We start from the raw sequence: 17865 nt of genomic DNA on the forward strand, positions 1-17865 counted from the left end.
AAGCCAGGATACCATGCATAATAACACACAGCGTATATAAACGAAGTTTACTAATCGTTGCCAAGCCGAACATTGATATGTTTTCTAAATGTTTATATAATGGTTTATTCCCTGACACTTTATGACATGCTCAATATCCCCCCTGCGTGTTAACGACCGAAGGCATGTTGCTTTTTGTGCAGGCGGATTGCAGTAAGAATAAGAACTAATATGAATATATAAATAGTCCAGGTATCCAGCGGACAATTATTATCCAGCGGGTCGCTGTCATCACACGGTGCGCCCGGATCATCGGCAAACAGCAAAATGGGGCTGATAACCAGGTACAAGGTCAATAATATCTTACTGACCCGGTAGATTGTTTTGCAGAGGTAAGATTTCATTTTTTATTAAATTTTTTAATCCCAATCAGCCTTTTGGTTGACTTGTCCGAAATCTCAACAATGTAGTTTCCGGGCAGCAGACTGCCTACGTTCTGTTGTATATTATTGCCATCCGTTTCCCGGTAAAACATTACCTGGCCGGTTATACCGGTTACTTTAAGCATCACCCTGTCTGGTGCATTTCTATTGATCTTAATATAAAGTTCGCTGTTAACCGGATTAGGATAAAGTGTAATCTGCTCATTAATAATGCCAGGTGCATTGAAGCTTACCGCTACTATTTTGCTATAGCTGATCGTATTAAAAGCATCATTTTGCTGCAAGCGGTAGTAATTGGTTCCTTCTGACGGGAACCTGTCTATATAAGTGTAAGACCCGCTGCCATTGCTTAACATAGATGTTAAAAGAACAAATTCCTTAGAGCCGTCCTGCCTTTGCAGTGTAAAGCCGGACAAGTTTCCTTCATGCTCAGTTTTCCAGGTTAACTGAATACCGTCTTTAACCGGGCTTGCCTCAAAACTCAGCAACCGGTAGTTTAATGAACTTTTTTTATGAAATACGATTTCGAACCTGTTTGCACCGTAGCTGGTTGTATCTGTTTTGTTGATATTGAACGGATAACGTTTATACTGGCTGAAAAGCAAAGAATCTTTTTTATAATGATCAAGCAGATATATGTCATATCTTGAATCAAGCGATTCAAACCCCGAGCCGGAAATTGTATCAGTGGTTGCCGAATTATTAACATTCACAAATAACTTAACCCGGGTAGTGGAATCTATAACATTCATCCTGTTAATGGCGAGCATATTTGGACTCCTGTATCCGTAACTGGCCAGTGTCGAAACATTTCCAATCCCGTTTAACCGGTCTGAATCATAAAAAGGCTCATATTCGTTTTTGGATCCGGGATCAAATAATACCATGATCTCATCCGTATTAACCGAATCAGATGAGAGTTTCACCCGCATTAACTGGGGCCTGGCTAATGCCTGGCTTTTTTTGCTCATCAACATATAAAGGGTGCTCCCCAAGGAGCTGGGTTGCACCGTTGTTTTGGCTGCTTCATTAAAAGTCAATGAAGCCGAGGTTGTAGTAGCCTGCACAAAAAAGCCCTGCCCGCTTGCAATGTAACGGGTTGCATTATTGGTGCCAATGCCCCCCGGGATCAAAGCGGTATAAGTACCATAATTTTTATTGGTATAATTGAAAACATATATGGTAGCAGATACACCGGGGCCGTAAATACCGTTTGTTGAACTGCTTTGCGAAAACGTATCCCAATCAATAGAAGAGGCATATGGGTTGCCTACCAGGTTATAACCGGTTTGTGCTTTACTTAAAGTGGTGCTGCTGCTGTTCCACCATAGTTTTACCGGGATGCTGCCCTGGTTTAACGTACCGACAGCTACCATCGTTGAAGCATCCGGGTCAATATAGCTTCCGCCAAAGCGGTATTGTTTATTCAGTGCTGTTGTTGAGGTAACATTGTTAACATTATTTCCGGCATAATATAACATGTAGCCGTTACCTACCGGAAGTGTTGTTGTTGCAGTGGTGGTGCCTGTGCCGGTATAATAAGATATGGTGTTACCCGAAATGTCTGTTAAGCCCTTAAAATTTCCGGAGTTAAAAGTAGTGCTGCTTGCAGGCAGGTTCTCTTTGTATAAATAAACCGTCGAGGCGGCGTTGGTGACAGTAAATCCACCCGCCGTCCCGGTTGGGCCGGCAACAAAAACCCCGGTGAAATTGCCTGAATTGGCGTTCAGATAACTAAGGTTATAGGCACCTGTAGTGGTATTTACCGGGGAAGACAGAAGCCGGTAATTGCGGGTGTTGGTAGCAATAGTCCCGGCCTTGAAATAACGTTCTGCATATACTGTTCCTGTAATACTGTACCCCGTAGGGATAGGATCGACAGAGGCCGTTTGAGATACACTGCTTTTGAGTACCATAATGGCCCCGGAGGCAACCGCCAGGTTCCCCTTGGTAATTTTGAGCTCGCTGTAAATATCAAGTGTATCACTATTAACCGTTATTGTTCCACCTGCCGAATTATTCACCTCCATAGTGCCTACATGCGCATACCCTGTAGAAGCTGCACCATTGTAGCTTTGGGCGGCACTGGTCCCATTCCAGGTTATCTTTGATGTGTTTAAATTATTCCAATCTATTTTTCCGGTGCCCTGGTTATAGATATTACATCCAACGCTTAAATTTGCCTGAAGGCTTATTGAAGCCGTACCGCTTAGTGTTAACCCGTATACCGAGGCATCAGAGTTAATTGTAATACTTTTTCCTGTAGGGATAATTAAAGTAGCTGTACCGTCAAAGGCAGGTGCCTGGTTGGTGGTACCAGCGGTGGTGTTATCCCAGTTGCTGGCATCGGTATAAGTCCCAGTAACGCCTTTATAAGTATAGGTTAGCGCGCCTGGTATACTCGCAGCATTAGTGACATTAACAGAGGTTGTACCAACAGTAGTAAACGTTACCGGGTTATTTTGATTTACATATTCTGCCTTAAGCCAATCGGCCGTTTTTGCAACATTGGAAACGCGTGGTTCATCAATTACCCCGTTAAAATAATAGCTGTTCCCCCCTTCTCCTACTCCAATATAAAAGCTTGTATTAGCCGAAGGATTATTGATAGTAGTTAATATTTTATATTGTGTTCCATCAACGTATGTACTGAGGGTCGTACCTGTATAAACACTTTGTATATAATGCCATGCGCCGCTGGCAAAAGCCGTTGGGTTGGGGATACTGAGCCGGTTTGTTGCGATACCCGATTCCGATTCAGGGATGTTATTAGTATAGATTCCCATTTTATAGCCGCCGCTAAGCCCTCCTGTGGCGTCCTGGTTTGTCATTACTTTTTGATCCAGGCCTGTAGCCCCTAATTTAACCCAGGCAGATAAGGTGAAGGGGCCTGTAACAGATACGGCATTGGTTGTAATTTTTTTACTTGATCCGTTAAAGCTGTAAGCCGTACCGATTTTACCGGTAACAAGGTCTGCCGAGGTCATCCCGCTGGAGGTGCCCGTATGCCCTCCCGCGGTACCATCAGCAACCGAACCCGTATAGCTCGATTCATTAAAATGAAATACTGCCAGGTAATTACTTGCCCAGGTATTTGCAAAAAATGCCGTATTGTGTGTTACCGTAGGTGATTTTGAACCGTAATAAAAAGATATGATATTGTTGGTAGCATAAGTTAAAGTAGGTATTTGTACCCAGACCAGCAGCGTTCCAGTGGTTTGGTTATAGCTTTCAACCTGGTAATACAACTCGCTGCCGCCACTTACAAATGCAAAATCGTAATTGGGACCGTTGGGATTTTGCACCTTATCCGCACAGGCATTTGAAATAATCAGGTTATTATCCTGTATGCTGAGTAATGCCGGAAAATTGGTAAGATTTGATGTGATGCCAAGCGAGGTTGTATTTAATGTGATGGTTTCACCAAAAGCATAATTACCATAGGTACCCAGGCTTACAGTTACATTTTGTGTTGATGACGACGAGCAGCCCGTAGCATTGGTTACAGTCAAAGTAATTGTTTTTGTTCCGGGCGTAGTCCATTGTACCGAAAACGGTCCTTGCCCGGTACCGGTTGAGGGTGTGCCTCCACTAAAATCCCAACTATAAGTTGAAGTTGAGGGGTCAGTCCCTGTATAAGTGACAGTTGCGTTTGAGTTAATATTTACCGAAGACGTCGCTGTAAATGCTGTTGAAGGGAGTGCATTTACAACCGCGGTTACATTTAATTGCGAGGTACAGCCATTTGAACCGGTTACAGTAAGTACATAAGTGCCCGCATTTGCTGATGTAACATTGCTGATGGTAGGATTTTGAGAGGCAGATGTAAAGCTGCCCGGCCCCGACCAGGAGTAGGTAGCGCCGCTTACTGTATTGGCCTGGAAAGTAAGCGTGCCCCCTGAACAAACCGGGGCGCTGCCTGCACCGTATAATGTATACACTTGAGCCGCAGTTAACTCTGTTTGATAAACAGCTATGTCATCCAATGAGCCGTTAAAATAATAACTGGATGGTGCACCCGGCCAACTTGCTAAATTGTCATAAGCAACCCGCCAATAACCTGTGTAAGCTCCTGCTGATGTCATCGTAGGGTCACTGGCCTGCAGTGCACCATCTACATACAGGTTGGCCCCATTAGTAGATGACATAGTTACAACTGCATGGTGCCATGCACCATCAGCATAGGATGCAGTAGTGTTTATTGTATTATATGTACTGCCAGGTTTAACCCCAAAGTATAGTTGTCCGCTGCTATTCATATAAATATGACGATCGTAACCCAAGATACCTGAGCTTGACCCAAATTCTGACGAACCGAAACCGACCAGCTTACCTCCTGCCGAACTTGTTTTAAACCACACACTGATAGAAAAAGTTTGCGGACTAATTAGTATAAGGCTGGAAGTAGCCATGTACTGACTTGAACCATTAAAACTATAGGCGCTGCTTGCTGCTCCATAACGATCAGTAGTAAGTGTGGGAGCATTCTGAGGTATTCCGCTATTTAAGTTACCGGAGCCATCATTGGCATTGCCGGTAAAAGGATAGGAAAGATATAAACTACCCGTAGTGGGTGCAGTTGATATAACAGGTTTGGCATTTACAGTTGCAGTTACGGCGATGCGTGGCGTGCTTGTTGCCCCGTTTTGAGTGTAGCTTACATAATAAGTGGTAGTTGTTGTTAGGGTTGGTGTAGTAAAGGTTGAGCCCGTTCCTAAAGATGAGCCGCCGGTAAGAGCTGCATACCAGTTATATACCCCGCCCGACGGGGAGCTTCCTGAAGCTGAAAGCGTTACGGTGCCCGAACCGCATGTTGAGCCGCCCGTACCTGTAGGTGTTGTAGGGTTAACCGTAATAGAAAATGTATTACTGGTACCTGCACCACTGGCATTATAGCCCGTTACAGTATAGTTGGTGGCGGCCATCGCTGCTGTCGGGGTACCGCTGATGCTGCCTGTTGAACTATTAAAGCTTAAGCCGGCAGGTAAGGATCCGCTCAGGAAAAAGCCACCCGTTGGGGTAGATTTATTCATCTGGTTGGCATAATAAGCCGAGGTATACAGTACGCCTTTACTGTCAATAGCAATCCCTTCAGGATCTGTAAGGGCTTTACTGGTAAGTAAGGTACTGCTTTGATTGTAAACATAAACTGTATTGGTAGCTGCATTGTCGCCCACATAAAAATTTCCGGCGCCATCAATGGTTATGGCTTGCGCTGATGTATACCCGCTAAGAAAAATAGATTGAAATGTTCCGGCCGAGTTATATTTTGTTACGTTCCCGGTGCCGTTATTTAACACGTAAATATTACCGGATGCATCCACAGCTACTCCAAGAGGAGTGCTTAAATTAGTAGTGGGCAGCGATAGTAACAGTGTACCGCTGGTGTTGTATTTTTGCACCGTAACGGCACCCTGATCGGCGATGTAAATGTTATTCGAATTGTCGATGGTCATTCCCAAAGCATAATTTAAGCCGCTGAGTATGGTTGACTGGTATACACCGCTTGAATTATATTTATATACGCTCCCCGTGCCCGGAGTGGCGCCAAGGTTTAATACGTAAGCGTTACCCGATGAGTCAAAAACCAGGTCTTTAGGGAGAGACATGGTAGCGCCGGTACCGAAGGTCCCCTGGTAGGTACCGCTTGAATTATACTTACTGATGGTATTGTTACCCGTATTGGTCACATAAATATTGCCGGCTGCATCGATAGCTACACCGCGGGGATTATTTAAGGTAGCGCCCGTAAGCGCCGTAGCCGCGCTATAACCTATCGCGCTAACGCCGTTAGTAACCGTAGGTGTCAGGGTAGTAATGGCTGTGCCAACTGTATAGACATTGGATGAAGTATAGGTAATGACCGGAATCGCGGCAAAAATGTTATTCCCCAGCAATATTAAAACAACCGATAGTAAAAAGTAAGCATGACGCCCTCTCATATTCACAGGTAAAAACGTTATTAAATAATATCTTTAATAATATCCCACCTTTATACGACCAGTCAAAACAATTGGTTTAGTTATTTACAGAAAATCAGCTATTTGAGCAAAGTATTATAGGCACGAGATCAACACTTAAACATATGCTTAATAATATGAAAGCTAATCATTCGATAGACGCGCAGGAAAATAAGCAGCGGAAAGACTTCGGCTTTATTGCCTGATGACTGGCGAACAGAAATCGCCTTTATTTTCAAAGATTGTTATTTTACGGTTAGCTTACAGAAGATAAAAGCAGCGTTAACAAACCCGGTAAGGAGCCTAAAAAGCGAAATAACCGGAAAATTCCAGTTACGGTATAGCGGGGGGTAAAGCTAAAAAAAGCCGCCCCTGTCGCTAATTTTATTCAGGCAGGTTTTCGCTAAAACGATAAATGCCGTAATGTTAAATTTTTACTAAGTCTTTATGCTAACCATTAAATTAACTGTTTAAAGATCGCGCGCAATTTGCATGACTTTTTCCGCTTCAATGCGACGGTGAATCTCATGCACCATACTATCCATTTCCCGGGCGCATTCGCGGAGTTTTGAAAAGATCTCTCTTCGCTCGCTCTCGTCTTCTGCCATATCCAGCAAGTTCACCAATCCGAGCATAGTTGCCACAGGCCGCCTGATCTCATGCGAGCTTATCCACGCAATCTCACGGAGTAAACGGTTCTGCCTGTTAACCTCTTCTTCTTTTTCTTTACGGTAAGTTATATCCTGACAAACGATGATGTATCCCTGAAAAGCGTTATCTTCATCATATGCCGGGGTTAACTGGGCTGATACCCAAACCGGGGTTCTGTTTTTGGTATAAATGATCGTATCTATACCAAAAGCTTCCCTGGCCTGTTGTTTTCTTATTAACGTTTGGATCACCGGGTCATCGGGATCTGTCAAAAAATCACCCGGCATTTTATTTACCACTTCTTCCATAGCGTAGCCGGTCAGCTCTACAAACGCATTATTTACCCATTGTACCCTTCGCAGATCATCGGTAATAAGCACCATATTATTTACCTGTTTGATGATGCGTGCCAGCCGCTTATTTTCCTGGGTGCTGCGTTTAAGGGCATCAATATCTCTTACCGCCCCTATCAGTCGTATCGGTTGCTTTTGGTCGTTATAAATAAAATACCCCTGGTCCATCACGTATTTATATTCACCTTTACCGCAATTGAGCCGGTATTCGCATTCCCAGTTGGTAAAACCGGCACGGCTGATCCTTTCCTGGCTGCTCACTACCTCTTCCATATCATCCGGATGGATCAGTGACCGCCACCATTCCAACTCATAACTGATTTCGTCGAGCGGTATTTGCACCAAATGCGTAAGGCTTGTATTGTATATCAGTTTGTTTTCAACAATATTAAGATCATAAACAACATCCCTGGTAGCCTGGGCCACCAGTTCGTAACGTTCAACTGCTTCTTTTAACCGTTCGTCTTTAAGCCTGTCTTCGGTAATGTCGGCGAAGTATACGGCAACACCTTCATCAGTAGGATAAGCAGCCATCCTGAGCCAGCGCTGCAGGATAACCGAGTAATCTTCGTGCCTCACAATAACCCTTTCTTCAAGCGCTTTATGGTAAACATGATAAAACTTATTTTCGGCTTTAGGAAAAAACTCAAAAATACTTGCACCAATAATCTGGCTTCTGTCTGTTTTAACCATCTCCCGAAAGATGTCGTTTATCCGGGTTATCTTCATTTGGCGGTCGAGCTCAAAAAAGCAATCGGTGATACTGTTGAGGGTATGCTCAAAGCTGTACTGGTAGCGGTTACGCTCCATTTCCAGTTGTTTAAGCTCAGTAATATCCTGTAGCGAACCCGCTATCTTAAGTTCCTGCTCCCCGGTGCTTTCTACGCGGGCAAGCTGCCGGATGTAACGGGTTGTACCATCCAGCGCAGTAATGCGGTGCGTTATATCAAGTTGTTTACCGGTACTGATCAGTTCATGCAAAGCGTTGATCATCATCGGCCGGTCTTCCGGAAAAATGTGATGTACATAAATATCGAAAGCTTCGCGCTCATCCCGTTTCAAACCCGCAATGCGATAAACTTCGTCTGACCATATCAGCTTGTTTTCACGGGGGTAGAATTCCCACCCGGCCACCCGCGACAACAACTGGGTTTCACTGAGCTTGTGTTTTTCTTCTAAAAGCTCCTGGTTTACTTTTTCAAGAGCCTGCTCAAATGCCACCCGTTCGGTCATATCACGTATCATAACCATGATATGGGGCTTTTTATTGAACCAGATCTTATGCGAGGTAATATTTACATAAATCAGTTGCCCGTCCTTTTTAATGTGACGCCAGGTACCGCTATCATTGAGCTTACTGTCCACCCGCTCTGATGAAGCAATCACGTTATCTCGGTCTTCCAAAGGTCTGATATCCAATATTGTCCGTTGCCTGAACTCTTCCGCACTGTAGCCATAAACCGCAATTGCGGCATCGTTTACCGAAATGAAACGGAGTGTCCCCGGCTCGTAAATCCACATTGGGTTTGGATTGGATTCATACATGCTCCGGTATTGCTTTTCGCTCTGTTTCAACCTTTGCTCTTCTGACCTGATCAACGCGTAAAGAGCAATCGCTGTAACCACCACAAACAAGCACCCCTTTCCCAAACTCAGCCACAGGTATTGGTTGGGGCTAAGTATTCCTTCGAAATAAAACAATAGCCGGTCACTGAACATGATCCACAACAGGCTAATCAACAAATAAGCAAAGGCAATTCCAAACGCCCCTTTTCTCATATATAGTCAGTAAAATCAATAAAGTTGTTAAACGTTATTGTTAATTAGTAAGTTACCAATTAAAAAAATTAAGCCTCTGAGTTAAAATTAAAGCGTTGTATAAATAGCAGACCCAACAATAATTGTAACATCTATGTTACCTTCGGCATTTATTACCGGTAGCGCCAAACCATCCCTTTGGTTTTTTTCGTAAAAAACATAATTATTGCATACCCCTTAAACCATTGATACCCGGTATCTCTATGCGACTGAACTTTACCCGCAATTTACAGCTCGGCTACGGGTTTTCGATATTGACCCTGCTGATCGTGGGCTTTTTTTCTTATAATACGATTAATAATTTGCTAAACAGCAATAAAGCTGTTGGGCACAGTACGCTGGTTATCCAGAAGCTTGAACAAGCTATTTCATGGATGAAAGATGCAGAAACAGGGCAGCGTGGCTTTCTGCTTACCGGCAAGACCGCCTTCTTGGGCCCTTATAAGGGTGCCTATCTCAAAACACAGCGCCTGATTAATGAGGTAAGTGCCTTAACCTCCGGTAATGCCCTGCAGCAACCCAACCTGGCAAGCATTCAAGCGATCCTAACCCGGCGAATGGCCATTCTGGAGCAACTTGTTTCAAAAAAGCAACATCATCAGGTTGTTTCCACAGCCGATCTGGAAGAAGGCAGATCTGCCATGGATGCATTGCGCCTTGCCATTGACCATGCAGAAGATACCGAACGCAAACTCTTGGATGAACGCAGGGCGGTTTTGGAACGTTATACCTTTGTTGCTCCGGCAGCCATAATCGTAATGCTCATACTCGCCGTTGTGATCGCCTCATTATCATATATCAGTGCAATTCGCGATGTGAAGGTAAAAGAACGCCTGCAGCGGGAACTGGAGGTCAAAGAACAGGAGACCGCGGCTTTTAATGAGGAGCTTACTGCGGCTAATGAAGAGATCAGCACAGCAAACGAAGAACTCATCTCTATCAATGGTCAGCTTTTAGAGGCGCAACAGGCCCTTTCACGGATCAACGGATCGTTGGAGGAACTGGTTGCTGCACGCACCAAATCCCTTGCAGAAAGCGAAGAAGAAACACAAGCGCTTAATGAGGAACTTACCGCAATTAACGAAGAACTTGCAGCATCAAACGAAGAAATGCTGGCAAGCAATGAAGAACTGCAAAGAAGCAGGGACGAAATACAAAAGAAGGAGCAGTTATTCCGTTCTATCGCCGTCAATATTCCCCGCTCGCTGGTCCTCGTTATTGACAGGGAACATAACCTGATAACCATGGAAGGTGCCCTGATGCAAAAATTAGGGTACCACGAAGATAGTTATGCAGGTTTACACATGGCCGAACTGAACTCTCCGGAGCGATATGCCATAACCAGGGAATACTATAAGCGGATGTTGAATGGTGAACAGATAAGGACCGAACTTAAAAGTACCGGCGGTCATGATCTGCAGGTAGATTTTGTACCATTAACAGATGAACGGGGAATGGTTTATGCCGGGCTGGTGATCGCGCTTGACATATCCGATCAGAAAAAAGCAGAGGAACGCAGTGCCAAACTGGCCGCCATCGTAGAATCATCAGATGATGCGATAATAGGCAAATCGCTGGAGGGAACGATCACCAGCTGGAACAAATCGGCAGAAAGGATCTTCGGTTACCCGGCCTCCGAAATGATAGGACAGTCTATTCTTAAGTTGGTTCCGGAAGATCGGCAGGATGAAGAACCGCAGATCATAACCCGCTTAAAAAACGGGGAGCGCATGGAACATTTTGAGACAAAAAGACTGGCGAACGGAGGTCGTATCCTGGACGTATCCCTAACCATTTCGCCTATACGTGATAAACACGGAAAAATTACCGGGGTTTCCAAGATCGCCAGGGATATTTCAGAACAGAAACAGGACGAGCTCCGAAAAAATGATTTTATAGGCATGGTGAGCCATGAGCTTAAAACCCCGTTAACCTCGCTGATGGCGCTGATCCAGGTAGCTAACCTCAAATTGAAAAATAATCCTGATAATTTTCTCGCGGGCGCTATGGAAAAGGCGGAGATACAGGCGAAGAGGATGAGCAGCATGATCAACGGATTCCTGAATATATCGCGCCTGGAATCGGGTAAAATCGCCATTAATAAAGAATTATTTGATCTGGACCTGCTGATCAGGGAGGTTGTAGAGGAATACGGACTCACTGTTTCCACTCATATTATTCACATTGATATCAGTAATCACGTGCAGGTTAATGCTGACAGGGAAAAAATCGGATCGGTGATTTCCAACCTGATTAGCAACGCCGTCAAATACTCGCCTAAACGCAGAAAGATTGAAGTGAAATGCGCTCCGGTCAATGGCTTTGCCCAGGTTAGCATAAAAGATGAGGGGATGGGGGTCAATGCCCAGGACCTGCCCAGGATCTTTGACCGTTACTACCGGGTTGAAAGCAACCAAACTCGTCATATTTCAGGTTTCGGTATAGGGCTTTATTTAAGTGCCGAGATCATTCGTCGGCACGAAGGACAGATCTGGGCAGAAAGCGAAAGCGGTACAGGATCTGTTTTTCACTTCAGTTTACCGCTGGCTTAAAATTGATCATCATTCCGGGCATTAAGGGTAACCGGCGATTGTTTTATTAATTTACCTATTGCATCGTTAAAGTTTAAAGAAGTATACAATGCCCGAAAAAATACTATTCTGTTTACTTTAAATTACCTGGGCAATAGCGAACGCATCCACACGCTCCCCGGGCAAAATCATAGTTTAATGTCGCCATATCTGATAAATTGGCAATTCCGGGCTTTGGGTTGTGCTGCGGGATGGGGAGCTGTGGCACCTGTTTGGTACAAATTACCGGCCATCACTCAACAATTAAAAGAAATGTGCTGAGCTGCAGCATCCTGATCAATGACGATCTATCAAATACGGATATATTTATACCGGATAAAATATATTAAAGATTCTGTGAATGCTGATATAGCCTTGCTAATGTTTTTAATGCTATTTCTTTTCGATGTTGCTAATTATTCCTTTTAACAAAGATTTAAAACAACTGAATACTAATAAATTACATAACACAAGTATAGCTTTTAAATTAGCAGATGTACTTGAATATACCTAAATTTAAAAAAAGATTGATGCAGACAGGCTCCCAACCAAAGATGAAACGAGCTGCCACGATACGAAAATGCAAACTGATTATCCTGTGCTTTCTTTTGGCCATTTCAGCAAACGCGCAGGAAATTACCAGGCGCCATGTTGATTCTTTGCTTTCGCAAAAAAGCTTCCCGGGTTCTGCCACCAGCCGGATCAACATTGTACTTCAACTGGCGGAGTTTTTTACCCATCTGCGCCGCCCATCCCCTGCACAATTGGATAGTGCTTCTCATTTTATTAACCAGGCCGAACAGCTTAATCGCCGATCTCCACAGGCTGAAACCAACTTTCGTATTGCATTAATACATTCGGCATTTTACAAATCGAACGGCCAATCCAAAAACGGCCGCGCATTGCTTGAACAAACCACACAGCAAATTAAGCAGGCACATAACTGGGCGCTGCTTGGTAAAGCTTATTTTGAACTATCTGAATATTACAGTCAAGATTTTTTGCAGCAAACCATGATTTCCCGGATTCATTACTTGAACCTGGCCGTCGGTGCTTTTGAACGTACAAACCAACTGGTTGAACTTGCCCGGTGTTATCGGTTATTAGCCGACCTTCACCAGATGATGAATGATTATACCCTTGCTTTTGCCGAAACTAAAAAGGCATTAGCCTTTTATGACCAGGCGCACTATACCGAAACCCAGGGGCTTTACGCGTTATTAGGAAGGCTATATTATACCCAGGGCGACTATAAAACAGCCATAAGCTATGAACTAAAGGCCCTGAAAATTGCTACTGCAAGCCACGCGGACAATGTGAGGTTAATATGCCAGATCAACAATAACCTGGGCTACGATTTTGTAAAGCTTGGCGATAATCAAAAGGCCATCAATTATTTTTCACGTGCTTTGGAAATTGCTAAATCAGAGAAAGATAATGCAACCATATACCTGCTGGCAGGCAATATAGTTGATGTTTACCTCCGGATGCATCAGCCCCAAAAAGCCAAAGCCTTTTTAACACAGGTGACTCAAAAATTTGTGCATCCCTCCGGGAAACTATATGAAGGAGGCGATGAGGTAAGTCAAACCTATCTTAAAATTTACCTGGCATTAAAACAGTATGATACGGCTAAACTTTACTGCGACAAGCTGATACAACAAACCAACAATCCCAACCTCAATTTATATGCCCGGACCAGCTATTATGAACTGATCATTAAGTTTTACACCGCAACAGCAAGGTTTGCCGAAGCGTTAAAATATCTAAAAATGAACCGGGACCTATTGAGGAAGATTGGCAATGACAATGACCTTGGCACCAATGAAACTCTTTGGTTTGGCCTGGATACCAGCCGGAGACAGTATCAGTCGGCTATTCATCATCTTATATCAGCCAATACCATCAAAGACTCGATATTTAATACCACCAAAAGCAAACAGATTGAGCAGTTGCAAATTGAGTATGAAACCCGGCAAAAAGAAGCACAAATTACACTTTTAAACCAAAAGAGCAAGCTTGAGCAGGCTAATTTACAGCAGGCCAACCTGGTTAAAAACCTTACTATCGGCGCCATATTTTTATTGCTGGTCATAGCGGCTTTATTATTCAGGCAAAACGTACATAAACAAAAAAGCAACGAAGTGATCACTTCCAAAAACGTTCTGCTGGAAGATCTGCTGCTGCAAAAGGAATGGTTGTTGAAAGAAGTACATCACCGGGTAAAAAACAACCTGCAAATTGTGATGAGCATTCTGAACACACAGTCGGCTTATTTACAAAACGATATCGCGCTTGAAGCAATTCGCGGCAGTCAGCACCGGGTAAACGCCATTGCGCTTTTACACCAGAAACTCTATAGCAGTACAACCACTGCCCTTGTATCTATGCCCGCTTATATCGGCGAATTGATCGATTACCTGAGCGATTCGTTCGATACAGGTTACAGGCAGATCAAAATAAAACAGGTATTAAATCCACTTAACCTTGATCCGGTCCTCGCGGTACCCATCGGGCTAATATTAAACGAAGCCATCACGAATGCTATAAAATATGCTTTTGATCACAAAGGCGGCGAGATCATGGTGAGCCTGTCAACGTCAGATGACGAAAACGCAATTTTAAAGGTATCTGATACCGGGCGCGGCCTCCCTCCCGACTTTGACTTTAGTGAAGCAAATTCCCTGGGGATGGAAATGATGAAAGCGCTTGGCAAGCAGTTAAAAGGGAAATTTGTAATTGAAAATGGCCATGGCGTTACCTTAATGATAACCTTTCCTGTTGAACAAAACCGAGAAGAGGCCTTTGTAGAAAAGAATTATTCATAGTACATCGTTAATTAAACATCTCTCAGCCAGGCAAAATCGTAGATTGTACATAAATATTTACGTATCACAATGAAAGATAAGCTTCTTTTAATCAAAAGCTTTTCGGGTTGACCGTTTTTTACAGCGCAATCCTTTTATTATTTTTGTCAATAAAATTGACAACTTTCCTAAAATTGTACTCCTTGACGTAGTTGGTTCGAACCAGTGGGTAAACCATTATTACTGCCCCCTCTTTGCCAATTTGCTGTGGCTTCCTAAAACTTGAAGTAAAACGTTAAAGATTTGGCTGCCTCGTTAGCTTGTTAGGTCGAAAAAGAAGGCGAACACTATCTAAATGCTTTTTAAGGCAAAAACATATTTTCACAGAAATGGTTAATTAATCATGCGTTTGCGTCTTTGTTTTTTGATATGTTTTTCAATATCAGGCTTATGGGCCGCAGCGCAGACGTTAGTAACAGGGCAAGTGGTAGATGCGTCTAGTGGTGAGCCCCTTGCATCGGTTTCAGTGACTTTTGCAGGTAGCAATATTGGCACACAGGCAGATTCGCTGGGGCGGTTTCGGCTGGCCGGAGCAGTAACGTTTACACAGGTAGCATTTTCGCATGTTGGTTATTTACCCACCGTCAAAGTAATTGTACCTGGGCAAGCGAATAAATTACAAGTATTGCTTGAACGGGATGCCCATGAGCTGGCAAATGTAACGATAACCTCGGCGAGAGGGCAGCGTTATCGCAACAAAGGAAATCCGGCAGTCGCGCTCATTCAGCAAGTGATCGATCATAAGCAGGAGAACCGGGCAGAGGCTGCAGCTTATTTGCAATATGAACAGTATGAACGAATGGGGCTATCTTTTTTTAATTTACCGCAGAAAGTGGTTGAGAGTAAATTTTTTAGCCAATATAAGTTTATGTTGGATACGGTGCAGGGGCAAACTTTTTTGCCAGTGTTGCTGGAAGAAAAGCTGTCGGACATTTATTTTCGAAAGGAGCCGGAGAAGAAAGTACAGATACAGAGAGCCTATAAAGGCGTTAACATATTGCAGTTTATCGATACCGCGGGGGTTAAACTTTATGTAAACCAATTGTATGGTCATCAGGTGGATATCTATGAGAATAACCTATTTATTATAGCTAACCAGTTTTTGAGCCCTATAGCGGATCATGCGCCAAATTATTATAAGTTTTTTATTACAGATACGATTAGCACGGCTATGGGTAAACAGGTAGAACTCGCTTTTACGCCACGTACAAAAGGAGATCTATTATTTGAGGGCAAGTTGGTTGTGACGTTGGACGGGCGTTTTTCAGTAACCGCTTGTGAATTAAGGCTAAATGGAAAGATCAATGTAAATTTCGTAAGAAGCTTTGACGTACTGTTAGATTTTGCCCGGCAAACTGGCGGTCGGTATGAACTGGCCAGCAGTAGGGTTAAGGCAGATTTTGGGCTGACTAAAAAAGGCTGGGGTGTATTTGGTGAGCGTAAGGTGATATATCGTAACTACAAAATCGGTGCGCCGCAGACTGCTGCATTTTACCAGGGTGAGACTTTACAGGTGGCTACGGGCAAAGCTGGTTTTGATACGCTTAGCAAAGGCCAGGCGCAGGTTTACGAAAAGTTGTACAAACTGGAACAGATGCCGTCTTACAAAAGAACAATGTGGTGGCTGTCTACACTTACAGCGGGCTATGCCGATACCGGCCCAGTCCAAATCGGACCAATTGCACATTTTTTATCTTTTAATAGCCAGGAAGGCCTGCATTTGGAATTGGGCGGACGAACTACTCCATTGTTGGATAGCACCTTTTATTTTGAGGGATACGGTGCTTATGGCACTAAAGACCATCGGGTAAAAGGGAATGCGATTGCTTATCTTTCATTAAATAAAACAGCGCCCTACCGTTTTCCTAATAATTATTTTAAGGTAAGCTATTTATATGATGTAGATGTACCTGGTCATACTTTTTCGGTAACCAACCGTGCTACAGCATTCTCATCTTTTCAAACCGGGAAAACCAACTATTGGCTATATAGTAGAATATTTGAGCTACAATATTTTCGTGATTTCGAAAATCATTTCTCGTACATTCTGGGTTATAAAAACTGGCAGCAAACACCGGCTGCAGCACTGGTTTATCAAAAAAATGATGATGGCAGTTTGGTGAACAATTTAACTACCAGCGAGTTAAATCTTCACTTGCGCTATGCGCCGCATGAAGAGCTTATTCAGGGCAGCCGCACGCGGCATAGTATCCATAACCCTTATCCTATTTATGACCTTCTTATTAACCGTAGCCTTGGTGGCAAGTATGCATATACCGACTTTGGAATTAACATTTATAAGCGCTTTTATCTCTCTCAGGCCGGCTTTACCGATGTTACCCTGCTCGGCGGCTATGTGCTGGGCAAAGTGCCTTTTCCCTTGCTCAATATCAGCCCTGCCAATCAATCGCTCGCTTACAAGCGAGATGCTTATAATGCCATGAACTATCTTGAATTTGTAAGCGATCATTACGTTGGTCTTAACCTTACGCACACCTTTAACGGCTTCCTGCTAAACAAAGTCCCACTAATCAAGCATCTAAAATGGCGGGAATTCATCTCTGCCAAAATATTGTACGGTGGCTTGCGTGCCGAAAATGATCCGGCGCAAAGCACAGGCCTTTATCGCTTACCTGCTGCAACCAAAAGCTCCAACGGCACTTACACCCTTGGCAGCGCACCGTATGTTGAAGTCGGGGCCGGGATAGCCAATATTTTCAAATTTTTGCGGATCGACCTTATTCGCCGTTGCAATTATCTTGACCAACCCGGCGCACGCGTCTTCAGCATCAAATTCAGTTTCCAGCCTGAATTTTAAAACCAATGAAACTTAAATTGAAGCGGGGTTAAAAACTTTGAAGGAAAATAACACCGAACAGCTGATAACGCCGAAATTATAGACGGAGCATTGTTGCGGCTAAATATGCTATTTAAACTTGGTTCGGTTTTTCCAAAAAAATGGAAGAATTTAGAAAAAGCTGTAATAACCAGTCAAATTAGCTCGGCGGCATTTTTAATTCACCACACTAACAATAAGTTAGGAAAAAAAAAGCCGGGATAAAAACTGCGAAAAGCTTTCATCCCGGCTCGGTACTCAAACCCGTCGTCCACAGGAACCAATTTATCGATGACCAGAGGCGATTATCTGCTTTATTTAATGATTGAGGCCGATTTAAAATGTCTTAGCAGTTTTTGCTTGAACCACATTTTAAATCCTAACAATC

6 protein-coding genes are annotated in these 17865 nt (G+C 43.6%); 3 read left to right on the forward strand and 3 right to left on the reverse strand.

The features are described from left to right. Nucleotides 1–149: 149 nt before the first annotated feature. The 3 genes from ABIC84_RS05995 to ABIC84_RS06005 all read right to left on the reverse strand — a co-directional run bounded on the left by ABIC84_RS05995 (nucleotide 150) and on the right by ABIC84_RS06005 (nucleotide 9165). Nucleotides 150–383 (reverse strand): hypothetical protein, encoded by a 234-nt coding sequence (locus ABIC84_RS05995; protein ID WP_429262976.1) that lies wholly within the window; start codon nucleotides 381–383, stop codon nucleotides 150–152. Beyond that, nucleotides 380–6364: a DUF2341 domain-containing protein gene (locus ABIC84_RS06000; protein ID WP_429262977.1), complete on the reverse strand. Its 5985-nt coding sequence runs from the start codon at nucleotides 6362–6364 to the stop codon at nucleotides 380–382. Before ABIC84_RS06000 ends, ABIC84_RS05995 begins: the two co-directional genes overlap by 4 nt. Before the next feature lie 488 nt (nucleotides 6365–6852). After that, on the reverse strand, nucleotides 6853–9165 hold the full coding sequence (locus ABIC84_RS06005; RefSeq protein WP_429262978.1) for a PAS domain S-box protein: 2313 nt from the start codon (nucleotides 9163–9165) through the stop codon (nucleotides 6853–6855). 242 nt (nucleotides 9166–9407) lie between these two features. On the opposite strand from ABIC84_RS06005, the gene ABIC84_RS06010 reads away from it, so the two are divergent. From ABIC84_RS06010 to ABIC84_RS06020, 3 genes are all read left to right on the forward strand, one after another. Then, on the forward strand, nucleotides 9408–11756 hold the full coding sequence (locus ABIC84_RS06010; protein ID WP_429262979.1) for a PAS domain S-box protein: 2349 nt from the start codon (nucleotides 9408–9410) through the stop codon (nucleotides 11754–11756). A 572-nt stretch (nucleotides 11757–12328) separates the two neighbouring features. Further along, nucleotides 12329–14602, forward strand: a complete 2274-nt coding sequence (locus ABIC84_RS06015; RefSeq protein ID WP_429262980.1) for a tetratricopeptide repeat-containing sensor histidine kinase — start codon at nucleotides 12329–12331, stop codon at nucleotides 14600–14602. A gap of 463 nt (nucleotides 14603–15065) precedes the next feature. After that, nucleotides 15066–17459 (forward strand): DUF5686 family protein, encoded by a 2394-nt coding sequence (locus tag ABIC84_RS06020; protein WP_429262981.1) that lies wholly within the window; start codon nucleotides 15066–15068, stop codon nucleotides 17457–17459. Nucleotides 17460–17865 lie beyond the last annotated feature (406 nt).

The organism is Mucilaginibacter sp. 3215 (genome assembly GCF_050433785.1).
GTDB lineage: Bacteria > Bacteroidota > Bacteroidia > Sphingobacteriales > Sphingobacteriaceae > Mucilaginibacter.

Bases quoted from the DNA above. Each gene is read 5' to 3' on its own strand.
- ABIC84_RS05995 (WP_429262976.1), bottom strand. From the start codon at position 383: ATGAAATCTTACCTCTGCAAAACAATCTACCGGGTCAGTAAGATATTA.
- ABIC84_RS06000 (WP_429262977.1), bottom strand. From the start codon at position 6,364: ATGAGAGGGCGTCATGCTTACTTTTTACTATCGGTTGTTTTAATATTG.
- ABIC84_RS06005 (WP_429262978.1), bottom strand. From the start codon at position 9,165: ATGAGAAAAGGGGCGTTTGGAATTGCCTTTGCTTATTTGTTGATTAGC.
- ABIC84_RS06010 (WP_429262979.1), top strand. From the start codon at position 9,408: ATGCGACTGAACTTTACCCGCAATTTACAGCTCGGCTACGGGTTTTCG.
- ABIC84_RS06015 (WP_429262980.1), top strand. From the start codon at position 12,329: ATGAAACGAGCTGCCACGATACGAAAATGCAAACTGATTATCCTGTGC.